The organism is Streptomyces jeddahensis (assembly GCF_001642995.1).
GTDB lineage: Bacteria > Actinomycetota > Actinomycetes > Streptomycetales > Streptomycetaceae > Streptomyces > Streptomyces jeddahensis.
Map to the genome: position 1 here is coordinate 43,289 of NZ_LOHS01000156.1, position 14,769 is coordinate 58,057.

The 14,769-nt window shown below is 70.8% G+C and carries 10 protein-coding genes; 2 read left to right on the forward strand and 8 right to left on the reverse strand.

Annotation, left to right across the window (positions count from 1 at the left end):
- Positions 1–18: 18 nt before the first annotated feature.
- From STSP_RS31440 to STSP_RS31465, 6 genes are all read right to left on the reverse strand, one after another.
- On the reverse strand, positions 19–699 hold the full coding sequence (locus STSP_RS31440) for a GntR family transcriptional regulator (RefSeq protein ID WP_067284411.1): 681 nt from the start codon (positions 697–699) through the stop codon (positions 19–21).
- A 125-nt stretch (positions 700–824) separates the two neighbouring features.
- Positions 825–1,763 (reverse strand): NAD(P)-dependent oxidoreductase, encoded by a 939-nt coding sequence (locus STSP_RS31445; protein WP_067284412.1) that lies wholly within the window; start codon positions 1,761–1,763, stop codon positions 825–827.
- A gap of 182 nt (positions 1,764–1,945) precedes the next feature.
- Complete coding sequence (locus STSP_RS31450; protein WP_067284413.1) at positions 1,946–3,361, reverse strand: GntT/GntP/DsdX family permease; 1,416 nt, start codon at positions 3,359–3,361, stop codon at positions 1,946–1,948.
- Between the two features lie 141 nt (positions 3,362–3,502).
- Entirely contained in the window at positions 3,503–4,021 is a 519-nt protein-coding gene (locus STSP_RS31455) for a ribose-5-phosphate isomerase (protein ID WP_067284414.1), read from the reverse strand.
- Positions 4,022–4,113: 92 nt separating this feature from the next.
- The gene (locus STSP_RS31460; protein WP_067284415.1) at positions 4,114–5,823 is read right to left on the reverse strand and encodes a dihydroxyacetone kinase family protein; all 1,710 of its coding nucleotides are present in this window, start codon (positions 5,821–5,823) and stop codon (positions 4,114–4,116) included.
- 180 nt (positions 5,824–6,003) lie between these two features.
- Positions 6,004–6,837, reverse strand: a complete 834-nt coding sequence (locus STSP_RS31465) for a sugar phosphate isomerase/epimerase family protein (protein WP_067284416.1) — start codon at positions 6,835–6,837, stop codon at positions 6,004–6,006.
- A 551-nt stretch (positions 6,838–7,388) separates the two neighbouring features.
- On the opposite strand from STSP_RS31465, the gene STSP_RS31470 reads away from it, so the two are divergent.
- Together STSP_RS31470 and STSP_RS31475 are read left to right on the forward strand one after the other, a co-directional pair.
- Positions 7,389–9,707 (forward strand): glycoside hydrolase family 3 protein, encoded by a 2,319-nt coding sequence (locus STSP_RS31470; RefSeq protein WP_067284417.1) that lies wholly within the window; start codon positions 7,389–7,391, stop codon positions 9,705–9,707.
- A 235-nt stretch (positions 9,708–9,942) separates the two neighbouring features.
- Complete coding sequence (locus STSP_RS31475; RefSeq protein WP_157902947.1) at positions 9,943–11,238, forward strand: MFS transporter; 1,296 nt, start codon at positions 9,943–9,945, stop codon at positions 11,236–11,238.
- Between the two features lie 396 nt (positions 11,239–11,634).
- Here the strand turns inward: STSP_RS31475 and STSP_RS31485 are convergent, their stop codons facing one another.
- Both STSP_RS31485 and STSP_RS31490 read right to left on the reverse strand, forming a co-directional pair.
- On the reverse strand, positions 11,635–12,675 hold the full coding sequence (locus tag STSP_RS31485) for a M14 family zinc carboxypeptidase (RefSeq protein WP_078067654.1): 1,041 nt from the start codon (positions 12,673–12,675) through the stop codon (positions 11,635–11,637).
- Between the two features lie 147 nt (positions 12,676–12,822).
- Positions 12,823–14,721 (reverse strand): CocE/NonD family hydrolase, encoded by a 1,899-nt coding sequence (locus STSP_RS31490; protein ID WP_067284420.1) that lies wholly within the window; start codon positions 14,719–14,721, stop codon positions 12,823–12,825.
- Positions 14,722–14,769: the final 48 nt, after the last annotated feature.

Genomic DNA, 14,769 nt, shown 5'->3' on the forward strand with positions numbered 1-14,769 from the left:
CCGACGTGCCGAGACACGTCAGTGGCCGAACGCCCGGTGGGCCACGCCTTCCAGATGCGTGCGCATCGCCGCTTCACAGGCCGCCGCGTCCCTCGCCTCGAACGCCCGCAGCACCGCGGCGTGTTCGGCGAGCGCCTCCTCGGTGTCGGTGATGCGGCCGCCGGTGAAGCGGCGGAACCGCTGGACGTGGGCTCCCAGCGGATCGATGGCCGCGGCGAGGAAACGGTTGCCCGCGGCCTGGGCGATGGCGGCGTGGAAGGCGGAGTCGGCCTGCAGGTAGGCGCGGAAGTCGTCCGCCTCCCGCTGGGCCGCCGCCGCCATCATCTCCCGGTGGCGCTCGGCCAGGACCCGTGCCGTGCCGGCCGCGTCCCGCTCGCATGCCTGGCGTGCGCTGTACGGCTCGATGAGCAGCCGGGCCGCCATCAGTTCACGGAACCCGCTGTCGTCGAGAAGCGGCGCCACCGTGTAGCCACGGTGCGGTACGCGCTGGACGAGGCCGGTGTTCTCCAGCTTGGCCAGCGCCTCCCGCAGCGGCGTCGGCGAGACTCCCCAGTCCTTCGCGATGGTGTCGATGCGCAGAGGTGTACCCGGCTCCAGGCCCTCGTCGAGGATGAGGGCCAGCAGGGCCTCGTACGCCTCGTCCATCAGGACGGTCCTGCCGAGCCCGGCCGGGCGCACCTGCCTGCCGACTGCTCCCATCGTCGCCTCTTTCTGATACGGCCCGTGCTGCACGGGCCCTGTCGTCCCCGCCGACGCCCCGTGTGCCGGGCCTCAGCGTAGCCGGGGGAGAGGCCGGTTCTGGCCTGTGGACCCCCGGCGCCGTCTCAGCCCGCGGTGCGCGGCGACAGCAGCGTAACGAGCGCCGAGTCGTCCTGCGCGCCCAGGCCCTGGCTCATGGCGAGCTGGTAGAGCTGATCGGCCGCGGCGGCGACCGAGGTGGCCACGCCCGCCTTCTTGGCGAGGGACACCACGATGTTCATGTCCTTACGGATGATATCGAGCCGGGACCGCAGCTCGGGGCCGCCGGTGCCGTCCTCCGCGGCCTGGTACTGCTGGACCATGCGCGGTCCGCGGTCGGCGAGCATGAACGACGCGGCGGCGCCCTGGCCGAGGACGTCGACCGCGCGGTCCAGGTCGATGCCCAGCGCGCGGGCCAGTGCGAGGGACTCCGCGGCGGCCGCGGTGTGGATGCCGCACAGCAGCTGGTTGACGGTCTTCATGATCTGGCCGTCACCGGTCCGCGGACCGACGATGTGCAGGGTCGAGGCGAGCCGGTCCAGGATGGGCCGGGCGGCCTCGAGGGCGGTGTCGTCGGCGCCGACCATGATCAGCAGGTCGCCGGTGCCAGCCCGCACGGCGCCGCCGCTGACGGGGGCGTCGACCAGGCGCACGCCCCGCTCCGCGAGTCGCGTGGCCACGGCCTGGACGCCATCGACGCCCACGGTGGAGGTGACGACGACGACCGCGCCCTCGCGCAGCACGCCCGCGGCGCCCTTCTCGACGGGGCCGCCGCCGAACAGGCAGGACTCCAGCTGATCCTGATCGCGTACGGCGATGACGACGACGTCGGCACCGTCCGCTGCCTCGGCGGGCGTCGCGGCGGGGGTGGCACCGGCCGCGGCGGCGAGGGTGCGGCGCTCCTCGAAGACGTCGAAGGCGCGGGCCGGAAAGGCGCCGGCCAGGCGGGTCGCCATGGGCAGGCCCATGGCGCCGAGGCCGAGGACCGCGGTGACGGGGGCGGTGGTGGTGTCATCAGTGGACATGAAGTGCTTCTTCCGTGTGCTGCGGCCGGGTGGGGCCGGCCGTGGGAACAGTTTCTCGGTACGTCTGGCGCGGAACGGCGGCGGCCCTGGGGGCGGGGTCGCGGCGACGGCGTCCAGACGAAGGGCGACGGCGTCAGACGAGGACGGCGTACAGGGCGGCAGACGAGGACGGCTACAGGGCGTCAGACGAAGACGGCGTACATGAGGAGGGACATCACGAGGCCCATCACTGCGACGATCGTCGAGAGCACGGACCAGGTCTTGATGTTCTGGGCGACGCTCATGCCGAAGTACTCCTTCGACAGCCAGAACCCGGCGTCGTTGACGTGCGAGAAGAACAGCGAGCCGGCGCCGATGGCCAGTGCGATGAGGGAGGCCTCCACCGGCGGGGTGCCCGCCACCATGGGCGCCATGATGCCCGCGGCGGCGGTGGTGGCCACGGTGGCCGAGCCGGTGGCCAGGCGGATCAGGACGGCGAGCAGCCAGCCGAGTACCAGGATCGGCATGTGCGCCTCGGCCGCGGCCTTGCCGATGGCGTCCGCGACGCCGGTGTCCACGATCAGCTGCTTGAAGCCGCCGCCCGCGCCGACGATCAGGAGGATGCCGGCGACGGCGGGCAGGCCCGCGGTGACAATGGTGCGGACCTCGGCCCGGCTGCGGCCGAGGCCCCAGCCGAAGACGGTCATGGCGACGAGCACGGCGATGAACATCGCCACGAGTGGTGTGCCCAGGAAGTCCAGCACGTGGTTGTACCAGGCGTCGCCCGGGAAGGCGATGTCGGCGATCGACTTGGCGAGCATCAGGACGACCGGCAGCCCGATCGCGCCGACGGAGACCCCGAAGCCGGGCGTGCGGGCTCCCGAACCCTTCGCCCCCTCGGAAGCGGTCATCAGCGACTCCACCAGCTCGGCGGGGGCCTCGGTGCGCACGTGACGGGAGATGAACCTCGCGTACAGCGGGCCCGCGATGATCACTGTGGGGATCGCCGCGATGATGCCGAGCCCGAGCGTGATCCCGATGTCGGCCTTCAGCGCGCTGACCGCGACGAGCGGCCCGGGGTGCGGCGGCACGAACGCATGCAGGGTGCCGAGTCCGGCCAGGGCCGGGACGGCCAGCAGGACCAGCGGGGTGCGGGTGCGCTTGGCCATGACCACGATGATCGGGATCAGCAGCACGAGGCCGACCTCGAAGAACATCGGCAGGCCGATGATCGCGGCGATCAGCGCCATGGACCAGGGCAGCAGGCGGGGCCCTGAGCGTGAGCCGATGGACTCGACGATGCGGTCGACGCCACCGGAGTCGGCGAGGAGTTTGCCGAGGATCGCGCCGAGGGCGATCAGCGCGCCGGTGGAGCCGAGGGTCGCTCCCATGCCGCTGCTGAACGACTCGACGACCTTGGCCAGTTCGGTGCCCGAGCCGACGCCCAGGACGAGGGCCCCGCCGATCAGGGCGATGAAGGGATGGAAGTCGAAGAGCGCGATGAGGGAGATGATCACGGCGATGGCGACGGCCACCATGACTATGAGCAGTGTGTCGTGCCCGGTCCAGGGCGCGGCGGCCAGTGGCGTGGTGGCCAGTGGCGATGCGATCGGGGACATGCTTGGGGGGTGTTCCTTACGTCGTTGTAAGAGGCGTCGGAGGCGCGTGTCGTAGGCGCGTCGGCGGACAAGTCGGCCCTGAGCCCTGAGCCCTGCGGCCCTGCGGGCGAGGCCGGGCCGGCGAGCGCACGGGCTCGGCCCTCAGCAGCCGGACGTCACCTCGTCGGCCTCTTCGGCGGCGCCGGTGTCGTAGGCGTCGAGGGCCTGAACCTTCTCGCCGGAGGGTGACGAGGCGTCGAAGCGGTAGCCGAGCCACTCGCCGACCAGACGGCGGGCCAGTTCGAGACCGATCACGCGCTGGCCCATGGTGAGCACCTGAGCGTTGTTGCTGAGCACGGCGCGCTCGACGGAGAAGCTGTCGTGGGCGGTCACGGCGCGGACGCCGCGCACCTTGTTGGCGCTGATGGCGACGCCGAGGCCGGTGCCGCAGAACAGCAGCGCGCGGTCCGCGCTGCCCTCGGCCACGAGCCGCGCTGCCGCGACGCCGATGTGCGGGTAGGCGGTGTGCTCGTCCTCGCCGACCCCGACATCCTTGACGGAGGCGACGCGCGGGTCGGCCTCCAGATCGGCCTTGAGGGCTTCCTTGTACGCGTAACCGGCGTCGTCGCTGCCGATGACGATGCGCAGCGGGGCAGGGGCGTTCTGGTCGGAGTGACCCATCGTCGGTTCCTGTTCCTGTTCTTGGTCCCGGGGTGCGGGATCGGGGTGTGGGAGTGCGGCGTTCACCGGGCCGCTGCTTCGTCGTGGAGCCGCTACTTCGCGAACAGCCCGGCGACGGTGCGTGCGCACAGGGCCAGCGAGAGGGCACCGGCGTCGGGCGTGCCGACACTGCGTTCGGCCAGTGGCCGGGCACGGCCCAGGCGCGGGGTGAGCGCGGCGGTCGACTCGGCCGCGGCGCTCGCCTCGGCGGAGGCCAGCTCGAAGGCGGCCACCGGGTCCTCTCGGCGCCCGACGCCTGCGGTGAAGGCGTCGACGAGCGGCGCGAGGGCGTCCACGAGGGTCTTGTCGCCCGGCTTGGCACCGCCGAGGGAGGTGACGGCGTCGAGGGCGGCGCGGGCGCCGGCCGCCACGCGCACCCCGTCGACGGGCCCGGTGTCGCCGAGTTCCTGGGCGAGGGCGCGCAGGCCCACGCCCCACAGCACCCCGGAGGTGCCGCCGGCCTCGTCGGCCCAGGCGTCGGCGGCGGCGCTGAGCAGGGAACGGGCGCCCGCTCCCCGGGAGCCTGCCCTCTCGGCTGCGCGCACGGCGGCGTCGACGCCCTTGGTCATGCCGCGCCCGTGATCGCCGTCGCCGGCGACCGCGTCGATCCGGCCGAGCTCCGCGGCTGCGTCGTGCAGAGCGGCCTGCAGGGCGCGCAGGGCGGCGAGGACCGTGGCCGCGGCGCCGCGCGAGGACTCGTCCCCCGCGGCGACCTGCGCCTCGAGCACCGCCTCGGGCAGCGCGCGTGGCTGGGCCGGGGCCTCGGGCAGCGGCAGGCGCCGGAAGCCGGGGGCGTCGGCGGGCGCGCACCACCAGCGCTCCAGGTCCTCGTCGAGCCACATCAGGGTCAGCGAACAGGCGGCCATGTCGAGGCTGGTGACGAGTTCGCCGACCTCGGGCCGTACGACGGTGAGCCCGGCGGCGGCGAGCGCCTCCGCGACATGGCCCCACAGCAGGAACAGCTCCTCGTACTTCGTGGCGCCGAGCCCGTTGAGGATCGCGGCGACGCGTGTGCCGGCCGTCGCCGGGCGCTCGGCGAGCAGACGGTCCACCAGGATGCGGGCGATGGCCGGGGCGTCGGCCATGTCGGCGTCCTCGACGCCCGGTTCGCCGTGGATGCCGAGGCCGATGGCCATCTTGCCGTCGGGCACGGTGAACAGCGGGGCGTCGGCGCCGGGCATGGTGCAGCCGGCGAAGGCGATGCCGAAGGAGTACGTGGCGGCGTTCGCGTGCCGGGCCGCGGCCTCGACGGCGTCCAGACCGAGGCCCTCTTCGGCCGCCGCACCGGCCACCTTGAAGACCGTGAAGTCGCCCGCGATGCCGCGCCGTTCGCCGCTCCGCTCGGCGGGGGCGCTGGCCACGTCGTCGGTGACCAGGACCGTACGGGTGTCTATGCCCGCGTCGCGAAGCCGGGCCTGCGCCATGCCGAAGTTCATGCGGTCGCCCGCATAGTTGCCGAAGCAGTAGAGGACTCCGCCACCCGCGTCCGCGGCCCGCGCCACCGACTCCGCCTGCCGGCTGGAGGGCGAGGTGAAGATGTTGCCGACGACCGCGCCGGCGGCGAGTCCGCTGCCCACGAGCCCACTGAACGCCGGATAGTGCCCCGAGCCCCCGCCGACGACGACGGCGACCTGTCCCGGCCGCAGCGGCCTGGTGCGTACGACGCCGCCGGGCACACGGGTGACGTGCTCCGAGTAGGCGGCGGCGAATCCGCGTAGCTGGTCCTCGCTGAATCGGGAGGGGTCGGCGAACAGCCTGGTCATGACGTACTTCCTTGTGGGGAGGGGCGGAGACGGCGTCGGTGCGCCTCGGGCGGGACAAGGCAGGCAGGCCGAGGCCTGTCGCCGGTACGGGCGGCTACGTGCCGGACGCGCCGGAAGTGCCGGACGTACCGGGCGCACCGGCGACAGGACGGTCAGGCCGGGGTCGGGGCCAGGCCGGGCTCAGGCCGAGGGGCGCTCGGGCAGGATGCGCCGCAGGTACTCGCGGTTCGCGGCGGACACACTGAGGCCGTCGCCGCCGTAGTGCTCCACGCAGAAAGCGCCGTTGAAGCCGTACGCAAGGGCGATCTTCACGGCCTGGCGGTAGCTGACGAACCCGGACTCCATGGGGGCCGGGGACGTCAGGATGATGCCCTTGGCGGGGTCCTCGACGCGGTAGTAGTTCTTCACGTGCCAGTAGTTGGCGTGCGGCAGCGTCTTGGTGACCATCGACTCCCATGACTCGATGGAGCGCTGCATACGGATGAGGTTGCCCAGGTCCGGGTTGAGGCCGACGTTGTCCCGGTCGATGTCGGCGAGCAGGGCGACGGCCGAGTCCGCGGTGCCGAGGTAGGTGTCCTCGTACATCTCCAGCGACAGCTCCACACCCACCGAGGCGGCGTGGTCGGCGAGTTCGCGCAGCCGGGTCACGGCCTTGTGCCACATCTCCTTGTCCCCGACCGGGTCCTTCGGCCCCGGCACCGTCCAGAACCAGAGCACGGACTGCTGCTCGGGTGTGAGGGGCCGGTGCAGGCCGACGGAGACGAGCGGCACGCCGAGCGCGGCGGCCGCGTCGATGGTGCGGTGCGAGTAGGCGAGGTTGTCGTCGCCGTCGACGGGGTCGATGACGCTGCGGCGGATCGCCGAGATGGCGGGGGCGGTCAGGCCGACCTTCGCGAGCGTGGCGCGCAGTTCCTCGAGGCGGGTCGGGGCGAGGTCGCCGGGACGCAGCCAACCGTCGGTCAGGTCCACCTCGGTGAACCCGGCGTCCACGACCTCCTGCAGGGTCTCGCCCACTGTTCCGCCGTCTGGTCCTGGGTGGAGACACCATCAGGTCCGGTGTTCGGAAACTGCAGGAGGGCGGCGGCGATCGGCCAGGTCTCTGCGGTGTGAGTCATCATCGGCTCCCTTTCTCTATTTTCTATATGATCTATGATCGGGGAGCCTGTCAACGTGGCTCATCTCACGTGCCACGCAGGCCTTCCAGGCGGCTGCAGGCTCGCATCGTCGAAGTAGGGACGGCCGGAGGTGATGGCCCAGATCTCACCGGGCGCGGCCGCAACAGCGAGCGGAATACTGACGGATCCCGAGATCATAGATCATATATAAAATCCGAAGCGGCTGCCCACGACCCCGAGAGGGGTCACGGCAAGGGGCGCGGCCGCCCCACTCGGCATGCCCGGAACGAGCCCTCCAGATCGCTGAAGACGGTGCGCAGAACCTCTTGACCTGGCTCTTTCCTCTTATGCATGCTTCATGCATCTTTTTGTCAACGACGTGAACTTATCTGTCGGCGGAGCCCGAGTCCCACGTGGCGCCACAGGTTTGCAGGCGGGAGCAGGAGCCCCATGAACCCCTGGAACGACACTTCGCTCGATGCTGACGAGCGGGTCAAGGCCCTCATGGCCGAGATGACACGGGCCGAGAAGCTCGCCCAGCTGGGCAGCTACTGGGCGAAGGCCAACGTCGGCAACGGCGACGCCCGGGTCGCGCCGATCGAGGAGGCCCTCGCCGCCCGCTCGGGCGAGTCCGCGGCCCTCGCCCACGGCATAGGCCACCTCACCCGCCCCTACGGCACCCGCCCTCTCACTGCCGAGGAAGGCCGCGCCGAGCTCGTCCGCCTGCAGCGGCTCCTCATCGACGGCACCCGCCTGGGCATCCCCGCCATCGCCCACGAGGAGTGCCTCACCGGCTTCGCCGCCTTCGGCGCAACCGTCTACCCCACCCCCTTGGCCTGGGCTGCCACCTTCGACACCGGACTGGTCGAGGAGATGGGTGCCGCGATCGGCCGCGACATGGCGTCAGTGGGCGTCCACCAGGGACTCGCCCCGGTCCTGGACGTCGTACGCGACTACCGCTGGGGCCGCGTCGAGGAGACCCTCGGCGAGGACCCGTATCTGACCGGGCTCATCGGCACGGCGTATGTGCGCGGCGTGCAGTCCCAGGGTGTCGTCGCCACGCTCAAGCACTTCGCCGGGCACGCCGCATCGCGGGGCGCCCGCAACCACGCGCCCGTCTCCATCGGGGCCCGCGAGATGGCCGATGTGATCCTGCCGCCCTTCGAGATGGCTGTCAGAGAGGGCGCCGTAGGCTCGGTGATGAACACCTACACCGACCAGGACGGTGTCCCTGCCTGCGCAGACCAGTCCCTCCTGACGGGCGTGCTGCGCGACCAGTGGGGATTCACCGGCACGGTCGTCTCCGACTACGGGTCGATCGCATTCCTGCGCACCATGCACCGCGTCGCCGCCACCGAGGCCGACGCGGCCCGCCTCGCCCTGACCGCAGGCATGGACATCGAACTGCCCAACACCCGCTGCTACGGTGACCCCCTCGCCCAGCAGCTCGACGAACGGCAGGTCGCCCCCGAGCTCCTGGACCGAGCCGTCGAACGCGTCCTGCACCAGAAGCTCCAACTCGGCCTTCTGGACGCCGACTACACCCCGGAGGCGGACGCCGGCGTCGGCACCCCCGTCGACCTGGACCCACCGGCCAACCGTACGCTCGCTCGCACCATCGCCGAACGCTCCGTCGTCCTGCTCGCCAACGAGGGCGCCGCCCTGCCCCTGGACGGCGCCCGCACCCCCGCCATCGCCCTGATCGGCCCGGGCGCCGACGACTCCGGCACCTTCCTGGGCTGCTATTCCTTCCCCAATCACGTCCTGCCCAAGTACCCCGGCCATCCGGCGGGACTGGCCCTGCCCAGCCTGCGCGAGGCGCTCACCGCCGAACTGCCGGACATCACCTTCACCTACGAGCAGGGCTGCACGGTCAGCGGCAACGACCGCTCCGGCCTGCCCGCCGCTGTCCGTGCCGCTGCCTCGGCCGATCTGGCTCTGGTCGTCGTCGGCGACCGCTCCGGGATGTTCGGCAACGGCACCTCGGGGGAGGGCTGCGACGCACCCGACCTGAAACTGCCGGGCGTACAAGTGGATCTGGTCGAGGAAGTGCTCGCCACCGGCACCCCGGTCGTCCTGCTCGTCGTCTCCGGCCGGCCCTACGCGCTCGGCGGTCTCGCCGAGCGCTGTGCCGCCGTCGTGCAGGCGTTCATGCCCGGCGAAGAGGGCGGCCCCGCACTGGCCCGCGTCCTGTCGGGCCGGGTCAGCCCGAGCGGCAAGCTGCCCGTACAGATCCCGGCCACCCCCGGGAGCAATCCGGGCACGTACCTCAACCCGCCTCTCGGCCGCTACAGCGAAGGCATCAGCGTCCTCGACAACACGCCCCTGTACCCCTTCGGGCACGGTATCTCGTACACCTCTTTCGGCTACGAGGACCTGCACGTCGCCGATGAAGGGCGCGTGCCCACCGACGGGTTCATCGAGGTCTCCTGCCTCGTGCGCAACACGGGGGAGCGCGCAGGCCGGGAAATCGTCCAGCTGTACTACGACGACCCGGTCGCCCAGGTCGCCCGCCCCACCCAGCAGTTGGTGGCCTTCGACGTCGTCGACCTCGAACCCGGCGCGCAGACCCGGGTGACCTTCAGGGTGCACGCCGACCAGACCTCGTACACCAAGGGCGCCTCGGGCGACGGACAGCGCATTGTCGAACCCGGCACCATCCGCCTCATGCTCGGATCCTCCAGCGGCGACATCCGGCTGAGCGCTGACATCGAACTCACCGGACCGCAGCGCCGGGTGGGTGCAGACCGCCACCTCACCCACTCGTAAGAGGCCCTTCGGAGCTTTCTCACAGCTCCTACGTGGCCGTACGGGGCCCGTGCCTGCCCGCCGCCACGAGATGCCATGCCGCAGCCCGCGGCGGTCGAGCCCCGCGCCTCAGCCGCCGCGCGCAGGGCGCTGCTCGCGTCGCGTCACACCGACGACCCTGGCGCTTCTCCCCACTCCCACGTGCCTCCACGTGTCTTCATACGCCATGCCCGCCTACAAGGAAGTAGCCCTCACCGTGACCACCCCCGAAACCCTCCGCAGCGACACCGCCGCGCCCCCGCCCGGCACGTCCGCCGCCACCGCTCAGGCCATTCCCGACCCCCGGCCCCGACTGGTGGTCGGTATGGCAGCAGGCCAGCTCGGCATATTCCTGGCTCTTTTGACGCCCATCCTGGTCAGCCTGCAACTCAAGGTGCAGTCGATCGTCCCCGAGGACGACCAGGTCACAGCGCTCGGCATCGTCACCACGACGGGCTCGGTCGCCGCGATGCTGGCGAACCCGTTCTTCGGGCGCCTCAGCGACCGCACCACCAGCCGCTTCGGCCGGCGCAGGCCTTGGCTCGCCCTCGGCATGCTGGGCCTGCTTCTCGGACTGGTGATCATTGCGACGGCGAGCAACGTCGCCGTCATCACCGTCGGCTTCGTCATCGCCTCCGCGTCCGCCAATGCGGCGCTCGCCGCCTTCGTCGCGACCGTCGCCGACAACGTCCCCGAATACAAGCGCGGCAAGATCAGCGGAATGCTCGGCATCATGCAGAACCTGGCCCCCACCACGGGCACCTGGATAGCCAAGTACTTCACCGATCAGATGCTGCTGCTCTTCCTCGTTCCCAGCGCCATCGGCATCCTCCTGGTGATCGGCTACATCCTGGTCCTGCCGGACAAGCCGCTGGAGGAGAAGCCATCGCCGGAGGGGGTCAAGGCGGTCCTGCGCACCTACTGGGTCAGCCCCAAGCAGTATCCGGACTTCGCTTGGGCCTGGCTCTCCCGCTTCCTGCTGACGCTCGCCAACTGGATGTTCACCACCTTCCGTCTCATCTACCTCCAGCACGAGATGCGGCTCACCGCCGCCGAGGCGACCGAGACCCTCGCCACCGGCGTCCTCATCTATGGGCTGGTGGTGATGGCCTCCTCACAGACCGCGGGCTGGCTCTCGGACCGCTTCGGGCGCCGCAAGCCGTTCATCGCCATCGCCGCCGTGTTGTTCGGTGTGGGCATGCTGATCCTCAGCCAGTCCGACACCGTCGCCATGTTCTACTGCGCGGAGATCGTCCTGGGCCTGGGCTTCGGCACCTACCTCGGCGTCGACCTCGCGCTCGTCATCGACGTGCTGCCGGACCCGGAGAACCCCTCCAAGGACCTTGGCATCTTCAACATCGCGATGTCGGCCCCGCAGATCTTCGCTCCCGCACTCGGAGCGCTGCTCATCTCTCTCGGCGGCGGCCACAACTACGCGATCCTGCTGATCACGGCCTCACTGGTGTGCCTCTGCGGCGCGCTGGCGATCCTGCCGGTACGCAAGGTGCGCTGACAGACCGGTACGGCGGGCCGGCTCGGGTCTCTCCCGACCCGCGCCGGCCCGCCGCGTACGGGAAGACGTCGAGGCGGGCGTCGCGTGATGCGGCCGGTGAACGCGGTGGGTGCGAGCCTCGCCGCACTTGCGCTGGCGCGCTACCTCGCATGGCGGCGGATCAGTTGGAGCGAGGTGTACAACGGCCCCATCAAAAGCAAGGTGGGGACCGGTATGTGGGAGGTGCACTGGGAAGGCCGGGAGAGGTTCGGTGAAGCGATCAGAAGGTAGAAGTGATATGAGCACGCGTCAATATTTCTGAAACTTCTGGCTGCTTGTGCGTTTCGGGGGATGTGCGAAACCCCGGGTCGCCGCCCTGTGCAGGACGGCGAGCCGGGGCTCAGTGAGATGCCGGAATCAGCAGGTGTCGCACTGCTGGGGCAGGGTGTCCCAGAAGGAGGTGTCGGCCTTGCTGACCGATCCGTCGGCGACGGCTGCGATCGTGGCCTCCATCGTGACGACGGACTGGTGGATCAGGTACCCGTTGGACTTCTGGCCGAGCACATAGGGCGCGTACTCGTGGTCGCTCATGCCCCGCATCTCGAAGAGGAGCGTGGCGATCCCGTACTCGGCGGCCATGCCGTTGCGGCCGATCGTGTTCGCCGAACCGCCGTCGTACCGGCCGATGTGGCCCCATCCCGTACGGTCGACGTTCTGGTAGACGACGGCGCCCAACTGCTTGGACCTCTCTACGAGTTCGGGCGAGACGTCCGGGGTCGTCGGGTACAGGATGGAGCCGGACACCAGGTCCCCGTTCACGCGGGACTGGGTGCCCTGGTGGTGCAGGTCGATCGCGTAGTCGATGTCGTACACGCTCAGCACGTTCTCGTGCAGCGCCCGCGTCTCGGGCTCGGCCTTGGCGACGTGGTCGCGGTTGAGGTCGACCTCGTTGGCGTTGTAGCGGGTCAGGTGACGCTCACCGGCGGCGAGGTAGTCGTCGAGGGGGAAGTTGACGTCGCCCATGGCGCCGTCGGCGTTGAACATGGGGATGAACAGGACGTTGACGTCCTCGAGGAGCGACGCCTTGGACGGCGAGCCGAGCGACTTGATGGTGTGCAGCATCGCCTCGGTGGTCAGCTGCTCGTTGCCGTGCTGCTGTGCCAGGTACAGGATCGTCGGGTTCCCGGGATCGCTCACGTACTTGGCGAGGTGGATGTCGCGGCCCTTGACGGTCTGGCCGATGACCTCGAGCTCCATGGCGTCCTGCCGGGCGTCCTGGGTCTTGAGGAAGTCCACGACCTCGTCGTAGGTCGACAGGATCGACGTCCTGATCTTCTCGTTGCCCTGATAGTCGGGGCCTTCGCCGACGGCCGCGGCGTTACCGCTGAACACGGTGCCGGTCAGCAGAAGCGCCCCGGCGAGGGCGGCGGTACAAGCGGATCTGGCGATGCTGCGCAATTCGTGTCCTTGTCTCGTCGTATGTCCGATCGTGCACCTGACAGGCGCGGGCCTGGTCCGGTCCGCGCGGGTAGGTGGGATGGGCCGGCACCGGCCGGCGTCGGGGGTGTGCCCGGAAGCCCGGTGGCCGGCACCGGCCCTAGGGGGTCAGATGTGGCCGCCGGGGATCACCGTGAACGTCGGGGGGCCGGCCGGCAGGTTCACCGTGTACTGGCGCAGGTAGGTGTCCAGGAACGGCGAACGGGCACCGGCGGTGGGGACGTCGTCCGCCGGGTCGTCCAGGGCCAGACGGAGCTGGGCGCCCTTGACCTCGATCGTCTCGCCGGACGGCGTGTCGCGCCACGAGCCGGTCTGGATGGAGCCGATCTCCACGGCCAGGACGTGCCCGGCCGCCAGGGTCCAGTCGGTCGACTTGAGGTCGACGGTCAGCCGGCCCGAGTCCAGCAGGGAGACCTGCTCGTCGAACATGACGGCGGTGCCGTCGGGGGCGACGTCGTACAGCTTGAGCATGACATTGCCCTCACCCTGGGCGGTCAGGGAGACCTGCGGAGTCCCGGTGATGCGCACGGCATGCTCGACCGGCTGCGACCAGACGAAGAAGCTCGACGTGACCTCACCGGAAGCCTGCTGCTTCGCAATGCCCTTGGCCAGGCCCTTCGGGGCGCGCTGCTCGGTCGCGGGCGCGTTCTCCATGTCCCACTCTCCGGACGGCTGCGCGGCAGCCTTCGGGGCCGGCTCGCCGGAGGCGGTCAGGGCCGCGCGGGCGGAGGCGCCCCCGTCGTCCACGTAACGGCCCCCGCCGAGCGGGAGGGTGACGGAACGCTCCCCGGCCGGCCAGGTGTCCTGGGCACGCCAGGCGCCGGTGTTGTCCTCCATGGAGTAGGCCGGGTAGTCGACCTTCGGTTCGACGCCCTTGAGGTACTGGTCGTAGAAGGAGAGGGTCTCCTCGTACCAGCCCTCGCGGCCCATGGCCAGGCGCCCGTCGCTGACGCGGTCGCCGCCGCGCACGTGGTCCCACTGGCCGAGCCATCCCCGCTCGGGGCCGGTGTGGTTGTCGAGGTACTCCTCCATCTCCTCGGGCTTGGTGTTGTTCTCGATGAAGCCCTGGGTGACGAACAGCGGGGTGTCGGATCCCTCGGCCATCTTCGCCAGGTCGCGGGGGGTCCAGTGCTCGTCCCACTGGTCGGCTATCCGGTACCCGGCCGAGTTCTCGGTGAGGCACTCCGGGTGGGCGTCCTCGTAGGCGGCGTTGGCCAGGTGGTGCGGGTCGTCGTCCGGCAGCTGGTCGAACGTGGCGATGCTGTTGTACGCGTTGGCGGTGCCGGTGACGTTCGGGCGGGGCACGCCGTTGGAGTAGATGTACTGGTACATGTCCCAGACGGGCTCCTGGGCGACGACGGCCTTGAGCGCGTCCTGGTCCAGGTTGTTGCCGATGAGGCCCGTGACCGCGTCGTACGACTTGCCGTACATGCCCACCGCGCCGGTCGACCACCGACGGCTCGCGGCCCAGTCGATCGCGGCCTTGACGTCGGCCTGCTCGCCGGGCCCTGCCCAGTCGAGGCAGCCGGTGGAGCCGCCGAAACCGCGCAGGTCCACCATGACGAAGGCGTAGCCCTGGTCGAACAGGTCGGTGCCCTCGATGAAGTCCTGGAAGCGGGCCGAGGGGCCGGTGTGCGTCCAGCCCTCGGGACCGGTCTGCCCCGCGTGCCCGAAGTAGGGGCCGACCGACAGGATGACGGGTACGCGCTCGCCCTCGCCCAGTCCCACAGGCAGCAGGACGTCGGCGTGGAGTTCGGTGCCGGAGTCGTCCGAGGACGGGAAGTAGTGCTGCGTCCAGACCGAGCCCTCGGGGACGCGGTCGTTCTCCTCGTGCGTGACGGGGTCGGTCGCGGTGGCGACCACCGCCCCTGTCCGCTCCTGCGCTGTGGCGGCGGGTTCGGACTCCGCGGCGGGCGCCGCGGCGACGGAGCCGGCGAGCGTGGCCGTCAACGCGAAGGTGGTGACGAGGACTGAGGTGGCCCGGGCGGCCGGGCGGCGTGCTCTCACATGCTCCTCCGAAGGGGTCGGTTCGGGGTGGTGCCGGTGGTGCCGGTG